This window comes from Amycolatopsis sp. NPDC004378, from assembly GCF_053602455.1.
Window position 1 is genome coordinate 352,036 of record NZ_JBSGDR010000008.1, and the last position, 15,157, is coordinate 367,192.

General features: G+C 71.0%; 15 protein-coding genes. 3 read left to right on the top strand and 12 right to left on the bottom strand.

Annotated features, from left to right (window positions below; all coding sequences use genetic code 11):
- Positions 1-15: 15 nt before the first annotated feature.
- The 4 genes from ACWEN0_RS25225 to ACWEN0_RS25240 all read right to left on the bottom strand — a co-directional run bounded on the left by ACWEN0_RS25225 (position 16) and on the right by ACWEN0_RS25240 (position 4,801).
- The gene (locus ACWEN0_RS25225; protein WP_451978098.1) at positions 16-2,553 is read right to left on the bottom strand and encodes a WXG100 family type VII secretion target; all 2,538 of its coding nucleotides are present in this window, start codon (positions 2,551-2,553) and stop codon (positions 16-18) included.
- Positions 2,553-2,831 carry a hypothetical protein gene (locus tag ACWEN0_RS25230; protein WP_451978101.1) on the bottom strand — a complete coding sequence of 93 codons (279 nt, stop codon included), beginning with the start codon at positions 2,829-2,831 and terminating at the stop codon, positions 2,553-2,555. The genes ACWEN0_RS25225 and ACWEN0_RS25230 overlap by 1 nt, the downstream gene beginning before the upstream one ends.
- A 175-nt stretch (positions 2,832-3,006) precedes the next feature.
- The gene (locus ACWEN0_RS25235; protein WP_451978104.1) at positions 3,007-3,267 is read right to left on the bottom strand and encodes an acyl carrier protein; all 261 of its coding nucleotides are present in this window, start codon (positions 3,265-3,267) and stop codon (positions 3,007-3,009) included.
- Entirely contained in the window at positions 3,260-4,801 is a 1,542-nt protein-coding gene (locus ACWEN0_RS25240) for a fatty acyl-AMP ligase (RefSeq protein ID WP_451978107.1), read from the bottom strand. Before ACWEN0_RS25240 ends, ACWEN0_RS25235 begins: the two co-directional genes overlap by 8 nt.
- Before the next feature lie 30 nt (positions 4,802-4,831).
- On the opposite strand from ACWEN0_RS25240, the gene ACWEN0_RS25245 reads away from it, so the two are divergent.
- Complete coding sequence (locus ACWEN0_RS25245) at positions 4,832-5,710, top strand: cytochrome P450 (RefSeq protein WP_451978110.1); 879 nt, start codon at positions 4,832-4,834, stop codon at positions 5,708-5,710.
- Positions 5,711-5,757: 47 nt separating this feature from the next.
- Here ACWEN0_RS25245 and glmM read toward each other — a convergent pair whose 3' ends face one another.
- The 3 genes from glmM to rplM all read right to left on the bottom strand — a co-directional run bounded on the left by glmM (position 5,758) and on the right by rplM (position 8,229).
- Positions 5,758-7,092 (bottom strand): phosphoglucosamine mutase, encoded by a 1,335-nt coding sequence (glmM, locus tag ACWEN0_RS25250; RefSeq protein ID WP_451978113.1) that lies wholly within the window; start codon positions 7,090-7,092, stop codon positions 5,758-5,760.
- Between the two features lie 169 nt (positions 7,093-7,261).
- Positions 7,262-7,762 (bottom strand): 30S ribosomal protein S9, encoded by a 501-nt coding sequence (rpsI, locus tag ACWEN0_RS25255; protein WP_451978116.1) that lies wholly within the window; start codon positions 7,760-7,762, stop codon positions 7,262-7,264.
- Between the two features lie 14 nt (positions 7,763-7,776).
- Positions 7,777-8,229 (bottom strand): 50S ribosomal protein L13, encoded by a 453-nt coding sequence (rplM, locus tag ACWEN0_RS25260; protein WP_257927182.1) that lies wholly within the window; start codon positions 8,227-8,229, stop codon positions 7,777-7,779.
- A 262-nt stretch (positions 8,230-8,491) separates the two neighbouring features.
- Between rplM and ACWEN0_RS25265 the strand changes: the two genes are divergently transcribed.
- Positions 8,492-9,385 carry a hypothetical protein gene (locus tag ACWEN0_RS25265; RefSeq protein WP_451978119.1) on the top strand — a complete coding sequence of 298 codons (894 nt, stop codon included), beginning with the start codon at positions 8,492-8,494 and terminating at the stop codon, positions 9,383-9,385.
- Positions 9,386-9,413: 28 nt separating this feature from the next.
- Entirely contained in the window at positions 9,414-10,103 is a 690-nt protein-coding gene (locus ACWEN0_RS25270) for a DUF4333 domain-containing protein (RefSeq protein WP_451978122.1), read from the top strand.
- A 75-nt stretch (positions 10,104-10,178) separates the two neighbouring features.
- Here the strand turns inward: ACWEN0_RS25270 and ACWEN0_RS25275 are convergent, their stop codons facing one another.
- The 5 genes from ACWEN0_RS25275 to eccCb form a co-directional block, all read right to left on the bottom strand.
- Positions 10,179-10,472: a WXG100 family type VII secretion target gene (locus tag ACWEN0_RS25275; RefSeq protein ID WP_451978125.1), complete on the bottom strand. Its 294-nt coding sequence runs from the start codon at positions 10,470-10,472 to the stop codon at positions 10,179-10,181.
- 60 nt (positions 10,473-10,532) lie between these two features.
- Positions 10,533-10,850, bottom strand: a complete 318-nt coding sequence (locus ACWEN0_RS25280; RefSeq protein ID WP_451978128.1) for a WXG100 family type VII secretion target — start codon at positions 10,848-10,850, stop codon at positions 10,533-10,535.
- 250 nt (positions 10,851-11,100) lie between these two features.
- Complete coding sequence (locus ACWEN0_RS25285; RefSeq protein WP_451978131.1) at positions 11,101-11,457, bottom strand: hypothetical protein; 357 nt, start codon at positions 11,455-11,457, stop codon at positions 11,101-11,103.
- A 16-nt stretch (positions 11,458-11,473) separates the two neighbouring features.
- The gene (locus tag ACWEN0_RS25290; protein ID WP_451978134.1) at positions 11,474-13,462 is read right to left on the bottom strand and encodes a type VII secretion-associated protein; all 1,989 of its coding nucleotides are present in this window, start codon (positions 13,460-13,462) and stop codon (positions 11,474-11,476) included.
- Positions 13,463-13,559: 97 nt separating this feature from the next.
- Positions 13,560-15,157: type VII secretion protein EccCb (gene eccCb, locus ACWEN0_RS25295; RefSeq protein ID WP_451978137.1), on the bottom strand; the 1,598-nt coding region annotated here is incomplete at its 5' end.

A 15,157-nucleotide genomic window follows, 5' to 3' on the forward strand; every position in this document is an offset into this window, starting at 1 on the left:
CCTCCTCGGCCTTCGTCACCGGTCGTACCGGATCGAACGGTCACCCTCGTCGTCCAGCGAGCCGCTGATCCGGCCCTTCGCGCCGCTCGTCTCGAAGACGCCGCCTTCGATGCGGTACTGGCTCGGCCCGCGCTGCTGGTCACCGCCGCCACCGGGCGACTGGCCCATGCCGCCCATCATGCCGCCCATTCCGCCCATGCCGGACATCCCGCTCATGCTGCTCGAGGAGCTCGCCGCGGCCTGGTGCACGCCCGGGTCGACCGGGGTGGCCCCGAGCCCGCCGCCGTCGGCCGCGGGCAGGGACGCGTCGCTGCCGGTGTGGGCGCCCGGCTCGAGCGACACCGCGCCGGCGAAGTCGGCCGAACCGCCGCCACCGGTGATGGCGGAACCGAAGTTGCTCGCCCCGGCCGTCGTGGTCGCGTCTCCGCCACCGCCGCCGGCCACACCGGAGTCGCCGCCACCGACACTTGCGACGGCCGGCTCCGCGCCGGCGCTGCCGCCGAAGTCACCGGAGAAGTCCTGCCCGCCGGGCGCGGAGAACCCGCTCGACGCCGCTGCCGAACCGTGCGTGAAGCCGGGGTCCGGGTTGGCCGGCGCCGGGTCCTTCGTCAGCGGCGACTGGGCGCCCGGGTCGTGCTTCACGGCGGAGCCGCTGCCGTCGGTCGCCGACGCCGGGTCGGTCTTGAGGTCGCCCGCCTTCGGGTCGTGCTTCTCGTCGAGCGTGTAGGTGGTCGGCTCGCCCTTGCCGTCGTCGACCGTGACGATCGTCGGGCCGTTCGGGCCCTCGGGCCGTTCGGCCGTGATCTTGAGGTTGCCGTCCTGGATGTGGATCTTGCCGTCCGGGCCCGGCTTGTAGCTGCCGTCGGCGGCGGGCTGGCCGTCCTTGCCCGCGCCCGCGTGCTGGCTGCCCTGCGGGCCGAAACCGTCCTTGCCGTCGGCGGCGGCGCCGTCCTTGCCGTCCTTGGCCTTGTCGTCGTCACCCCAGTCGAGGTGGAAGTCCTTCTTGTGGCCGTGGCCGTCGTCCACGGAGATGTCCTGCTTGCCCTGCTTGTCGGGCTCGGACATCTCGATCGTGTTGTCGCCCTTCTTGACCGACACCGTGTCGGTGTCGCCGGTGTCCTTGATGGCCTCGCCGGTGGTCGGGTCGATCGGGTATGGCTTCCCGGTTTCCGGGTCCGTTTCCAGCGGCTTGCCGGTGATCGGGTTCTTCCCGTCCTCGTGCTTCGCCGGGTCTTCGGCCTTGGGCGGCTCGGCCGCCGACGGCGTCGTGCTGCCGCCGCCACCCGTGCTGCCGCCACCGCCGGTGCTGCCCCCGCCGCCGGTGGACCCGCCGCCGCCGTTCGAGCCGCCCCCGTTTGAGCCGCCGCCGTTCCCGTTGTGCTGGTCGCCGCCGCTCTGGTCCCCGCCCTTGTCGGTCCCCGCCGCCTCGGTCAGCTGGTTGCGGTAGCCGCCCATGAACTGCTCGAGCGCGCCGAACTGCTGGTCGATGGTGTCCTTGGCGGACTTGCAGGAGCCGTTGAACGCGTTGATCAGGCCCTGGTACTCGGTGGTGAACGCGCCGTCACGCCAGTAGCGGCAGACGTTGCGGCCGTACTCCTTGTTCTCGTCGTTGAAGCCGCAGTCGTCGTTCTGCAGCCGCTCGGCGAGGTTCGTCTGGTTGCCGTTCTTCGCGTTGACGGCGTCGACCCAGCCGGCGACCTTCATGAAGTCGTCGAACTTGTCGGTGTCGCCGTTGGCGATCTTGAGGACGTCTCCCGCCATGGTGATGTCGGCCTGGGCGATCGTCGTCCGGTGCAGCGCGAGGACCTCGTCGACCTTCTTCTTGACGGCCTCGAAAACGCGCGTCACGGTCTGCGGGATCAGCTTCGCGGCGCCGTCGATCTGCTGCGACAGCTCCTTGGAGTGCGGCTTGATGATCTCGTCGTACTTGATCTCGGCCGCGTTGGCGCCCTTGCCCTTCCACTCCCCGAAGAGGGTCTGGAGCTCGGTGTCGCTCGTGGTGAGCGTGTCCTCGACGACCTTGTGCGCCTTGCTCAGGTCGTCGGCCTCGGTGAGGAACTTCTGGAACTGGATCCCGCGGTTCTCGTGGAACTTGTCCCGGAGGTCCTTCTGGGAGTCGATGTGCCCGGTGCCGCCCTTGATCTTGTTCCAGATCTCGTCGGTCCACTGCACGAGGAAGTCGACCGCGACGTTGCCCTGGTCGAGTAGCTCGTCGGAGCTCTTCGCGCCGACCCCCAGTGTCGGCGGCGTGATTCCGTCGAGGTTCTTCTTCGCGGTGTTCTTGCGGTCGGTCTGGGCCTGCTGTTCCTTGCCCTTGGCTTCGGATTCCTGCTTCGCGCGGGCGACGATCTCGTCGGTGTCGTCGTTTTCGAAGATCTGGTAACCGTCGTTGTCGCCGTCGGAGTACCCGTCGATGTATTCCTTGGCGTACTTCTCTTCTTCGTCGTTGAAGTTGAAGGTGTTGCGGTCGTACTCCTCCATGAGATCCGACTTCGTCTTCATGGAGACGTTCGGATCGTCGAGGATCTTCTTGATTTCCGCCCAGTCCGCCATTACTTGCTCCCCGCCGCTTTCGCCTGCGCGCCGGCGTCCGCCTCCTGGGAGGTGTACTTCGAGCCCGCGGTCCCGATGCCGTTGCCCAGGTTCGTCAACGCGTTCGAAAGCCCGGCCAGGCCGGCGCCGATTTCGTCGATCCCCGACTTGTACTTGTCGAAACCGTCGCCGTGGACGCGGCCGAAGTCTTCTTTCTTCAGCTCGGTGGGCGCGACCTTCTTCCCTTCGGCTGCCGGGTCGTCCGCGACGTCCGCCAAGCGCATCTGCGCCCGCGTCATCGCCTCCGAACTCGCTGCATAACCGTCTGGCATGGTCGCTGCCCCCTTCGATCCCACAGTCCCTGTCCCGGGTTCCGAGACTGTGACGCACCCGGACGCCGTTCGGTGCCGTCGCAGATGCACACAGAGTCTAGCGTTCGGCCCCGCGCCCTACCTGGGCTTTGCCGAAGTGCACTCACCCAGTGGGGCGCTGCGCGGCGACCGCTTCGGAAATCACCTCGGCGACACCCCGGACGTCCACCAGGCGCTCGAGTTCGTCCAAGTCCACCGACACGCCGAAGTGCACCTCGGCGCGCGCGAGCAGCTGGACGCGCTGCCGGGACGTCATGCCGACGTCGTCGAACGGCGTCGAGTCGGTGAGCCGCTCGGGCGGGATCTCCAGCGCGAAGCAGACGATCTTCCGGATCTCCTCGGCGTAGGCGGCCGTGTCAGTCATGGCGCCCATTCTCGCCCCACCAGCGGTCGCGGGCCGCGGTGCGGGACACCTTGCCGCTGGAGGTCCGCGGCACCGCGCCCGGCGGCACCAGCCAGACGGCGCGCAGCGGCAGGTCGTGGCCCGCCGAGACGGCCCGCCGCACCGCGGTCTCGACGGTCTCGTCCGGGGCCGCGCAGCCGGCCACGACGGCGACGCCTTCGCCACGGTCGTCCCGCACGGCGAACGCCGCGACGCGCCCGGCCCGGATGGCCGGGTGCGCGGCTTCGACCGTGGCCTCGACGTCCTGCGGGTGGTGGTTGCGGCCGTCGACGATGATCAGGTCCTTCAGCCGCCCGGTGACGTACAGCTGCCCGTCGTGGACGAAGCCGAGGTCGCCGGTGCGGAGCCAGCCGTCCTCGGTGAAGAGGCCGCGCTCGTCCGGTTGGCCCCAGTAGCCTTCGGCCAGGTTGGGCCCGCACACCTGGATCTCCTTGTCGACAATGCGGATCCGCTGGCCGTACGGCCGCCCCACGGACACCAGCGGCGAACCGCCGTCGAACGTCGTGACCGTCGGGCCTTCGTCGCCCGCGCTCGCGACGAACACCGTGGCCTCGGCCAGGCCGTAGCACGGCTTGACGGCGGTGCGCGGCAGCCCGGACGGCGCGAAGGCGCGCTGGAAGGCGTCGATGCTGGCGGCGCGGACCGGCTCACTGCCGTTGAGCACCGAGTTGACGTGCGAAAGGTCCACCAGCTCCCCCGCTGCCTCCGCCGCGAGGTCGAAGGCGAAGTTGGGCGCGGCCGTGACCGCCCCGGGGTGGTCGGCGAGCAGCCGGATCCACCGCATCGGGTCGCGCACGAACTCCATCGGCGTGAAGAACACCGAGTGCGCGCCCAGGAAGACCGGCGTGCCGATGAGCAGGACCAGGCCCATGTCGTGGAAGAACGGCACCCAGCCGGCGAGGTGCGTCGACGCGCTCGCGTGGTAGCACTCCGTGGTCTGCCAGCAGGCCGCCACGAGCGCGCGGTGCGAGATCACGGCGCCGGCCGGGCGGCGCGTAGAGCCCGACGTGTATTGCAGGTACGCCGGGTCGGCCGGCGCGACCTCGGCGGGCGGCTCGGTGCCGTCGGGCTCGATCTCCTCAACGGCGAGGGCGGTGCTCGGCGGGATCTTGCTGAGGAGATCCGCCGAGGTCAGGCAGGCCGCCGGGGTGGCGTCCGCGAAGGCCGACTCGATCCGGGCGCGGCCGGAGCGGCCGGTCGGGACCGACAGCGGCACCGCGACACGGCCCGCGTAGAGCGTCGCGAGGAACGCGACGACGTACCCGAGGTCCTGCCGGGCGACGATCGCCACGCGATCACCTGGCCGGGTGGCCCGCCGCAGCTCCCGGGCGACACCGCGGACGCGGTCGAGCACCTGGGGCCACGTCAGCGTCTCGTCGGCGGGTCCGGGGAAGGTCCGGCAGGTGAAGGCCGGGAGGTCTTCGGCGGCGTTGCGAAGCAGGTAGTCCGTGAACGGTGTGGTCAGGACCTCGTCCGGGACGTCTGCGGGCGGCACGGGCCCATCCTGCCCTACCGTGTCGAAGCGATGGACGAGTTCGAGCGGCACGGGATCGGCGTGGTCTCCGGTCGCGACGCGTGCGCGCGGGCCCTGCGCTCGCCGGAGCTGACGTCGGATCCCGGCACCGGCTCGCCCAGCGTGCTGCTGCGCGACGGCGACGGCCACACGCGGGTGCGCGGGGTGCTGCGGGAGATCATCGCCGGACTGGAACCCTTGCCGGGCCCGGTCGTCGCCGGGATCGAGGCGGTCGTGGCCGGGCTGGGGTCGTCGTTCGACCTCGTGCGCGACTTCGCGCGGCCGGTGGCGGGCGCGGTGACGTCGGCGGTGCTGGGCGTGCCGCTCGACGACGTCTTCCTGGACCACCTGGAGCGGACGACGGCGAACCTCGACGTCTTCGGCGGCACCGACCGGGCCGGGCAGGCGTCGGCGTTCCGGCTGGCGGTGCAGCTCAGCCGGACGCCGGCCGGGCCGGGCGGGCTGACGGAGTTGCGGGCGGCCCACGCCGCCGGCCGGCTCGACGACGACGAGCTGGTGCTGAACCCGGTCGTGCTGGCCCACGCGGCCTACGAGAACTCGCTGAACTTCCTCGCCTGTGCCGGGCTGGAGCTGGCGACCTCGCCGGCTCCGCGGAGCGTGCGCGAGCTGGTGACGTCGATCTGCCCGGCGCGGTACGTCCTGCGCTTCGGCCCGGACGGCCCGCTGGCGGTGTCGCTGTCCGACGGCCTCCCGTTCGGCCTGGGCCGGCACGCCTGTCCAGGGTCCGGGGTCGCACTGGCCGAGGGCGAGATCGCACTGGCCGCGCTGGCGAAGGTGCTCGGCGGCGGCTGCCGGGTGGACGAAGTGCGGTGGAAGACCCACCCGGTGTTCCACGGCCTGGTCTCGGCGCGGGTTGTCGTGAGTGGTTAGGGCGGGGTTCTAACCGCCCTGACCACTCACGACAGCCGCGGGCAGACTCAGGAAACCGCCGACACCACGCCGGCCAGGCGATCCGCGGCCGCCTGGGCCGTGGACTGCGCCGGGGCCTCGACCATCACGCGGACCAGCTGCTCGGTGCCCGACGGGCGCAGCAGCACGCGGCCCTCTTCGCCCAGCTCGGCCTCGACCTCGCCGACCGCGTCGCGGACCTCGGACGAGCCGGCCACGGCCGCCTTGTCCGCCACCGGGACGTTCACCAGCACCTGCGGCAGGCGGTTCATCACGGCCGCCAGGTCTTCGAGGGACTTGCCCGTCTCGGCCATGCGGCTCATCAGGCGCAGGGCCGTGAGCAGGCCGTCACCCGTCGTCGCGTGGGCCGGCAGCACGACGTGGCCGGACTGCTCGCCGCCCAGGGCGTAGCCGCTCGCGCGCAGCTCCTCGAGGACGTACCGGTCGCCCACCGCCGTCGTGACGACGTTCACACCGTGGGCCTTCATCGCCAGGTGCAGGCCGAGGTTGCTCATCACGGTCGCGACCAGGGTGTCCTTGACCAGCTCGCCGGCCTCGGCCAGCGCGAGCGCCAGCACGGCCATGATCTGGTCGCCGTCGATCAGCTCGCCCGCCGAGTCGACGGCCACGCAGCGGTCGGCGTCGCCGTCGTGCGCGATGCCGAGGTCGGCGCCGTGCTTGACGACCGCCTCGCGCAGCCGCTCGGGGTGGTTCGAGCCGCAGTGCTCGTTGATGTTGATGCCGTCCGGCTCCGCGTGCAGCGCGACGACCTCGGCGCCGGCGCGGCGGTAGACCTCGGGCGCGGCGGCCGACGACGCGCCGTTCGCGCAGTCGACGACGACCTTCAGCCCGGCGAGCGAGTGCGGCGTCGCGCTCAGCAGGTGGGTGGCGTAGCGGTCGAGGGCGTCGTCGACGTCGTGGACGCGGCCCACGCCGGCTCCGGTCGGCCGGACCTTGCCGTCCGCGAGGCCGGCTTCGATCTCGTCCTCGATGCCGTCGGGGAGCTTGTGCCCGCCCGCGGCGAAGAGCTTGATGCCGTTGTCGGGCATCGGGTTGTGCGACGCGGAGATCATCACGCCCAGGTCGGCCTCGAGCGAGCCGACCAGGTAGGCCACGGCCGGCGTCGGCAGCACGCCGACACGCAGGACGTCGGCCCCGGCGGACGTGAGGCCCGCGACGACCGCGGCCTCGAGCATCTCGCCGCTGGCGCGCGGGTCGCGGCCGACGACCGCGACCGGCCGGTGCGAGCGGTCGTGCGCGGCGAGCACGCGGGCGGCGCTGGCCGCCAGCGCGAGCGCGAGCTCCGGCGTCAGCTCGGCGTTGGCCAGGCCACGTACCCCGTCGGTACCGAACAGGCGTGCCATCGATCGACCTCCTTGTGGATGACCACGACAACCTAGCGACGCGGGCGGACCGCCTTCGCCCACCCCTGAGTGTCGCTCCAACCCGCGGAAACGACACACCCCCGAAAAGCACCGGAGCGCCCATCCGATGGACGGATGGGCGCTCCGGGTGGTTGCGCCAGGGGCGCGATCAGCGCTTGCTGTACTGCGGGGCCTTGCGGGCCTTCTTGAGGCCGTACTTCTTCCGCTCCGTGGCGCGCGCGTCACGGGTCAGGAAGCCGGCCTTCTTGAGGGCCGGGCGGTCGTCCGCGTCGACCTCGACGAGCGCGCGGGCGATCGCCAGGCGCAGCGCACCGGCCTGGCCGGAGACGCCGCCGCCCTTGAGGTTGGCGAAGATGTCGAAGGAGTCCGGCTTCTCGACCGTGACCAGCGGCTCGCGGATGAGCTGCTGGTGCACCTTGTTCGGGAAGTACTCCTCGAGGGTGCGGCCGTTGAGCTTGAACTCACCGGTGCCCGGGACGACCCGCACGCGGACGACGGCCTCCTTGCGGCGGCCGACCGTCTGGGCGTTGCCGCCCGCGGCCCGCGACGGGCGCGGGGCGGCGGGGGTTTCGCTGGTGGCCACGGCGCCGGTCTCGGTCGCCTCGGTGGCCTCAAGGACCTCGGGGGTCTCGGTCTCGGTGCTGGTCACAGACTGTTCCTCACTCACTGCGCGACCTGCGCGATCTTGGTGATCTCGCGCGCCTGCGGCTGCTGCGCGGCGTGCGGGTGCTCAGCGCCGGCGTAAACCTTCAGCTTCTTCGCCTGGGCGCGGCCGAGCTTGTTCTTCGGCAGCATGCCCTTGACGACCTTCTCGACGAGGTGCTCGGGCTTGGTGTCGAGCAGCTCGCCGAAGGAGCGCTTGCGCAGACCGCCGGGGTAACCGCTGTGCCGGTACGCGAACTTCTGCTCGCGCTTGTTACCGGTGAGCGCGACCTTCTCGGCGTTGACGATGATGACGAAGTCACCGGTGTCCACGTGCGGGGCGTAGGTCGGCTTGTGCTTGCCGCGCAGCAGCGTGGCGACCTCGGTCGCCAGCCTTCCGAGCACGACATCCTCGGCGTCGATCACGTGCCAGGCACGAGTGACGTCGCCGGGCTTGGGGCTGTACGTGGGCAAGGGTCTACCTCGTCGTCAACATTGCGTGTGGGTTCTGTGCGGGCCTAGCGCTTACGCGCCGCAGCGCACAACGACATGTAAAGATACCCCCACGCCCACCGCACCCGTGCATCGGGGGTGGTGGAGGCGCCCATACTAGGCTCCGAGCTGCCCGGGCGCAGCCGGGATTCTACCCGGTTTTCCCGTCGAAGTGCCTGCACGCGACCGCACGACACGCGAGGATGGGACGACACGGGCCGCGCACAGCCGAGCAGGGGACAGCATGAGGAAACGACCGACGGCGATCTTCGTCCTGGGTGCCCTCCTGGCCCTGGTCAGCGCCTGCGGCCAGGCCAAGGCGGGCACCGCGCTGCCGAAGGGCGACGACGCGGCGGACTACGTCGGCGGCAAGTTCGAACAGGTCATCGGCAAGCTCGGCGACGCCATCACCGACACCCGCGACGTCACCAACTCGCTGGACGCCTACTTCAAGTTCGACGCCAAGTGGATCCACAGCACCGTGACGTCGGCCCGGACCGGCAACCCGGAGAGCCGCGCGGTGCGGCACCGCTCGCAGAAGAACCCCGACGAGATCATCGACACGTACACCCCGGCGGACGGCACGGTCGAGTACACCTACCTCGGCCCGATGTACGTCCAGAAGGGCGTCTCGCCGACTGCGTGGGTGTCGATGCCGAAGCCGGAGACCGGGCTCGTCCAGCCGTGCGTCTGGGGCGGGGTGCTGACGCCGTGCCGCATGGCGGCCTCGACCGTGGACGCCTACAAGGCCGACAAGCGCGCGGTCCGGGGGGCGAAGAGCCTCGGCGACGGGAAGACGGCGCTGACGGTCAACGTGCCGTTCGCGGTCTTCGTCAAGAACCGGGTCGAGATCCTGCCGCCGAGCATCACCGACCTGATCGGGCCGGAGCTGAAGAAGGCGATGGTGCCGACCACGATCACGCTGAACCCCGACGGCAGCCTGGTCTCGTTCGTGATGGACGCCAAGTTCACCGGCGACGGCCACAACGTCGAGCTCAAGTACGAGTTCAAGTTCACCGGCAAGGCGAGCCTGCAGGACATGCCGAAGCTGCCGGACGCGTCGCAGATCACGGTGCTGCCCGACCGGGCGGCGATGAACGCCTTCTACCAGCGGCTCGGCGAAGCGCAGGGCCAGTGACCGCCGCGACGACCCGAGGTGAGCACCGATGACCCAGCCACCCGACCAGCAGCAGCCGCAGTGGTGGCAACCGCCCGCCAGTCCGCCTTCCGGGTGGCAGCCCGAGCAGCAGGCGACCGGCCCGCACGCCGGGCAGTGGCAGCAGAACGCTGACCCGGGCACGGGCTCCTACACCGGCCAGTGGAACCAGGCGCCGCAGCAGCCCGGCACGAGCGGGTCGTTCTCCGGGCCGTGGCAGCCGGGCCAGCCGGCGGCCGGCCCGTGGCAGCCGCCGTCCCAGCCGACGCCGCAGCAGACCGGGACTCCGGCCGGCGGCCGGCCGGCGCAGCCTCAATACGGCGGCGGGTTCCAGCCGACGCAGTACGGCGGTCTCGGCGCGTTTTCCCCCGCGCCGGAAAAGAAGCCGAAGTCGAAGAAACCGGTGCTGATCGCGGGAGCCGTGGTTCTGGTGCTCGTCGTCGTCGGCGGCGCGGCCTGGCTCCTCGGCGCGTTCCGCGGGAACGTCCTCGAGCAACAGTCCCTTCAGGACGGTGTGGTCAAGGTCCTCAACGAGAGCTACGGCGAACCCGACGTGAAGAACGCGCAGTGCCCGGCGAACGAAGCCGCCGAGAACGGCACGACGTTCGACTGCACGGTGAAGATCGCGGGCCAGGACAAGAAGGTCACCGTGCGCGTGCTCAACGACCGGCCCGAGTACGAAGTCGGCGCCCCGCACTGAGTTTTCCCCACCAACGAAGAAACGGCGGGCGCCGCACCGAAGTGCGGCCCCGCCGTGGTTTCCGGGACTACCGGCTCAGAACAGGCCTTCGACGGCGTTGTCCGTGGCCTGGTAGCCGTCGGCGATCTGCGGCAGGGCGGCGGCGATCTGCGCCAGAACCTGCTTCAGGTCCTCGAAGCTCTGGTCCCAGGTGCGCTGGGCCTGGTCGTACTGGTCCTTCGCGGAACCGGTCCAGGTGGTGATCAGCGGCTTGAGGTCGTCCTTCAGGCGGTCGAAGGCCTGCTGCAGCTCGCCACCGGTCTGCTGGCAGTCGTCCGCCGCCGCGCGGATCGTGGCGTAATTGACCTTGATGCCGGCGTCATTGGGCATGATGTTCTCCTTGTGCGCTGGGAAAGTTTTGGTTGCGGGAAAGGAAGTTCAGGGTGAAGCTCAGCCGAGCGCGTCGAAACCGCGGTTGACGGCGCCCAGGATCTCCTGCTGCTGCTGCTCGGAACGCTCGTACTTCGAGCCGGCTTCCTTGAGCAGCTCGGCGATGCGCTGCAGCGACTGGTTCATCTTGCGGCCGTCTTCGTCGAAGCGCTGCATGACGTGGTCGAACGCCTTCTGCGCGTCGCCCTGCCAGCCCGCGCGGGTGGCCTCGATGCGGTCGCGAAGCGTGGACAGGTTCTGGTCCATGGCGGCGCGGACCTCGGTGACGCGACCCTCGGCCTCGGTGAACTGCTGAACTGTCCCGGTGAATCCAGCCATGCTGGAACCCCCTTCTCAAGAGTGGTTGTCCGTACCAAGCTTGTTCGTTGTACGGCCCTACGACGCAGACCTTGCCATGTCCGGTTCCCCCTTGTCGTGCTTTGCCGGTAAGTAGTTGCTTGCGTGAACGCCCGTGGCCGGAACCGGTCGCCGCCGGTATTCCGCGAACCCCACGACACAGCTACGCGTCACCCGAAAATGCGTTCGCCACCAGGGGAATTAGCACACGCACAGCGATCACGGACGGAACTCATGCGTCGCGTTTCATGATTCGCATCTGGGAAAAGTCTTCGTCCTCGTCACCCGTTCGAGGGGCACGAGCGGAGGGTTGCGAACGCGAAGGAACCGAATCGGCCGGATCCGGAACCGCGGGAACACCGAGCCCGCGCGCCCGGCGGAACCGTTCCGCGGCCGCGCGCAGCGTGCCGGACGCCGGGTCGCCGGGTTTCGCGCCGCGCCCGCCGCGCTTGAGCAGCTCGGCGTTTTCGCTGTGGTGGCGCAGGCTCCGCGCTTTCGCGTTCCCGGCAACGCGCCGGGCGTGCGTCACCGCGTCCTGGCCGATCCGCTTGAAGGACGCCGCGGCGCTTTCGAACTCTTCGGACGGCACCGCGTGCCCTCCTCTCTCAATTGAGGATCTCGACCGTGCGCACGGCCTGCGTGCACGCGGCGGTGACCCGGTCGCGCAGCCGCGCCGTGGCGTACTGGCAACCGATGTGCACCCGGATCTTGCCCTTCGCCACGACGTACCAGTCGACCTGGATGTCGGGGTGGTCCGGCTTGACCTCGTGGTAGCCGATGACGGTCCTGCCGGCGTAGGCGAGGCTCGGGTTGAACCCGCTCCAGCGGTCCGGGTCGCCGTCCGCGCTGCGCTTGAGCTCGTCGGCGAGCTTCTGCGGGTCGGCGGTCGCGTCGTAGTCCATCACGTACTCCTGCGCGACCAGCAGGTCGTTGCCGTCCCGGGACTCCTGCGGGTGGATGACGACCTGCCGGTCGGCGACCCGGTCGTCGGTCTGGACCCAGTCCTCCGGGGAGACGAACTTGAAGTCGTACTGCGAGAGCGTCCGGCCGCTCTCGGTCGGGCTGCCCGGATCGCGGAACAGGAAGACCCCGCCGACGACGAGCGCGGCCACGACGACCGCGGCGACGCCGAGCACGCCCCACAGCTTCCCGCGCCCCTTCTTCTTCACGGGGGCGGCCTCCGGCGGCCCGCCGAGCCGGACACCGGGCGGGCCCGGCTGGCCGGCGGGCGGGGTCCACGGCCGTGCCGCGGGCTGCCCGTGGGGCGGCGAAGGCGGGGCCGCGCGGTTCGGGAACCCGGTCGACGGGGGTGCCACGCGCGGCGGGGCCGGGCGCGGGGCGACGTCGCCGGGGCGGACGACCTCCGTGCGCTGCGCCGCCGGGTTGAGGGCGGCACCCGGCACCGCGCCCAGCCGGGCCATCGCTTCGCCGGGCAGCGCGCCGGTGCGGTCCGGGTCCACCAGCACCGCCCGCAGCGCGCCGCGCGCGACGACCGTTTCGGGCTGGTCGAGGCTCGTCGGCACGACGCCGGTGCGTTCGTGCACCAGCCGGGAGATCATCGGGATCCGGCTCGACCCGCCCACCAGGAAGATCGCGGTGAGCTGCTTCGGCCGCAGGCCGGCGTCGCCGATCGCCGCGACCGTCAGCTCCACCGCGCGGCCCAGCGGCGAGGCGATCAGCCGTTCCAGGTCTTCGCGCGTCACGTGCGCGTCCGCGAACGGCGGCGGCATCGGCACGTCGGTGTAGGCGTGCCGGGAGAGCGTCTCCTTGGCGCCGCGGACGTCCTGGCGCAGCACGCGACGGCGGCGCCGGTCGACCAGTTCGCGACCCTCGACGAGCTGGCGCCACGCGTCGGGGTCCACCGCCGACACCAGGGACCCGACGTGCTCCAGCAGCGCCTGGTCGATGTCCGCGCCGCCGAACGCGGGGTCGCCGCGCGTGGCGAGCACCTGGAACCCGCCGCGCTGCGGCCGGCCGGCCCGGTCGCGCGCGGTGTCCGGCGGCAGCCGCCGCACCACGCTGACGTCGACCGTGCCGCCGCCGAGGTCCAGCACCGCCAGCGCGTCACCGGGACGGCCGCTGAACTCGACGGTGCGGTCGCGCGTCACGTCCTGCGGCGCGAACGTCGCCGCGTGGTAGACCGCCGCCGCGACCGGCTCCGGCACCAGCGCGACTTCGCGCGCGAGCCCGCCGGCGGCCTGCCGCAGCAGCCGGGTGCGGATGGCGCCCCAGTCCGCGGGGTGGGTCAGCACCAGCAGGTCCACCTCGGCGTCCCCGGCCAGGCGGCGCGCTTCGGAAACCGCGCGCCCCAGCACGGCGTGCACGACGTCGGTGACGCGCAGGACGCTTTCGCCGAGCAGCAGCTCGCCTTCGTCGATCCGGCGCTTGGGGTTCGGCTCGTAGCGCGACGGGTCGACCGCCGCCTGCCGCTCGGCCTCCTGGCCGACGAACAACGTGCCATCGGCCGCCGCGAACACGGCCGAGGACATCAGCGGCTGGCCGTCGATCACCACGACCTGCGGATCGCGCCCGCTCACCGAAGCGACGACGCAGGTGCTCGACGTCCCGAAGTCCACCGCAACCCGGACCGTCACCAGCAGCTCCCGCAGTGTTCGTTCCCCACGCCCGGCCGACGGGGCGCACCCTCGGGGAGGAACCTACCCCCCACCGCGGCACGCCCCGCCACCGTGCTCAGTCGGGTTGGATCCACGACACCTGGATGAGCTGCTTGCCGGACTTGCGGGTGAGCAGGTTGCCCCGGCCCGGGGGCATGGCCGAGGGTTTGATGTTGCCGACCAGGGCGCCTTCGTCCCGGGAGCCGTTCATGACCATGCCCGGTGCCGCGATCTCCTTGAGCTTGCCGATGATCGGGTCATACATCGCCTTCGACGCGCCACCGGTGCGGCGCACGACGACCAGGTGCAGGCCGACGTCCTTGGCCTGGGGCAGGAAGTCGGAGATCTTCCGCAGCGGGTTGTTGCTGGAGGTGGCGACCAGGTCGTAGTCGTCGACCAGGATGAACAGCTCCGGGCCCTTCCACCACGACCGCGTCTTCAGCTGCTCCTGGGTGACGTCCGGGCCCGGCAGGCGCCGCGTCATCGAGTTGAACACGTCCCCGATCATGCTTTCCAGCTGCGCGGCCGACACCGCGTAACCGAGCAGCGAATCACCCTGCACGAACCCGAGCATCGTGCGCCGGTAGTCCACCAGCAGGATCAGCGCTTCCTTGGCGGTGAACCGCTCGGAAATACCGCGGGCGATCTGCCGCAGCAGGTTCGTCTTCCCGGACTCGCCGTCGGCGAAGGCGTAGAAGTGCGGCTCGGCGTTGAAGTCCAGGTAGATCGGCTGCAGGTCCTCTTCGTTGACCCCGATCGGGACCAGCTTGGAGTCGCGGGCACTGTCGAGCTTGAGCACCTCCTCGTAGGTGATCATCTCCGGCAGCAGCCGCACCTGCGGCGCCACCCGGCCCCGCCACGCGCCCTTCACCTTCGCCACCGCATCCGCCACCCCGGACGCGATCGTCTCCGGGTCGCTGGAGCCGTCGATGCGCGGCAGCCCGCCGAGCATGTGCAGCTTCTCCCGCGTCAACCCGCGCCCCGGCCGCCCGGCCGGGACGTTCACCGCCACCCGGCGGTCGATGTCGGACTCGGTCGGGTCACCCAGGCGCAGCTCGAACCGGGTGCCCAGCATGTCCTTGATCGCCGGGCGGATGTCGGCCCACCGGTTGGCCGAAATGACGACGTGCACCCCGTAGGACAACCCCTGGGTCGCCAGCCGGGTGATCGTCGTCTCCAGCTCCTCGAAGTCATCCCGCAACGCCCGCCAGTTGTCCACGACCAGGAACGCATCCCCGAACGGGTCCTGATCCGGCCGGATCTCCCCACGGCGTTTGCGGTTGCGGAACTCGGTCATCGAGTCGATGCCCATCGCCCCGAACCGGCCCTCCCGCTCGGTGAGCAGCGTGGTCAGCTCGGCCACGATCCGCCGCGCCTTGTCCGGCTCCCGCCGCGCGACCGCGACCCCGCCCACGTGCGGCAGGTCAGCCAGCCCCGCCAGCGTGCCACCACCGAGGTCCAGGCAATAGAACTGCGCCTCCTCCGGCGTGTGCGTCAACGCCATCGACATGACCAGCGTCCGCAGCATCGTCGACTTCCCCGACTGCGGACCACCCACGATCACCCCATGCCCCGCCGCGCCCGAGAAATCCGCCCACAACGGGTCACGCCGCTGCTCATACGGCCGGTCGATGATCCCCAACGGCACCTGCAACCGCCCGTTACCGAAAAACC

Bases quoted from the DNA above. Each gene is read 5' to 3' on its own strand.
- ACWEN0_RS25230 (WP_451978101.1), bottom strand. From the start codon at position 2,831: ATGACGCGGGCGCAGATGCGCTTGGCGGACGTCGCGGACGACCCGGCA.
- ACWEN0_RS25265 (WP_451978119.1), top strand. From the start codon at position 8,492: ATGAGGAAACGACCGACGGCGATCTTCGTCCTGGGTGCCCTCCTGGCC.
- ACWEN0_RS25280 (WP_451978128.1), bottom strand. From the start codon at position 10,850: ATGGCTGGATTCACCGGGACAGTTCAGCAGTTCACCGAGGCCGAGGGT.
- ACWEN0_RS25235 (WP_451978104.1), bottom strand. From the start codon at position 3,267: ATGACTGACACGGCCGCCTACGCCGAGGAGATCCGGAAGATCGTCTGC.
- ACWEN0_RS25225 (WP_451978098.1), bottom strand. From the start codon at position 2,553: ATGGCGGACTGGGCGGAAATCAAGAAGATCCTCGACGATCCGAACGTC.
- ACWEN0_RS25245 (WP_451978110.1), top strand. From the start codon at position 4,832: ATGGACGAGTTCGAGCGGCACGGGATCGGCGTGGTCTCCGGTCGCGAC.
- glmM (WP_451978113.1), bottom strand. From the start codon at position 7,092: ATGGCACGCCTGTTCGGTACCGACGGGGTACGTGGCCTGGCCAACGCC.
- ACWEN0_RS25270 (WP_451978122.1), top strand. From the start codon at position 9,414: ATGACCCAGCCACCCGACCAGCAGCAGCCGCAGTGGTGGCAACCGCCC.
- ACWEN0_RS25275 (WP_451978125.1), bottom strand. From the start codon at position 10,472: ATGCCCAATGACGCCGGCATCAAGGTCAATTACGCCACGATCCGCGCG.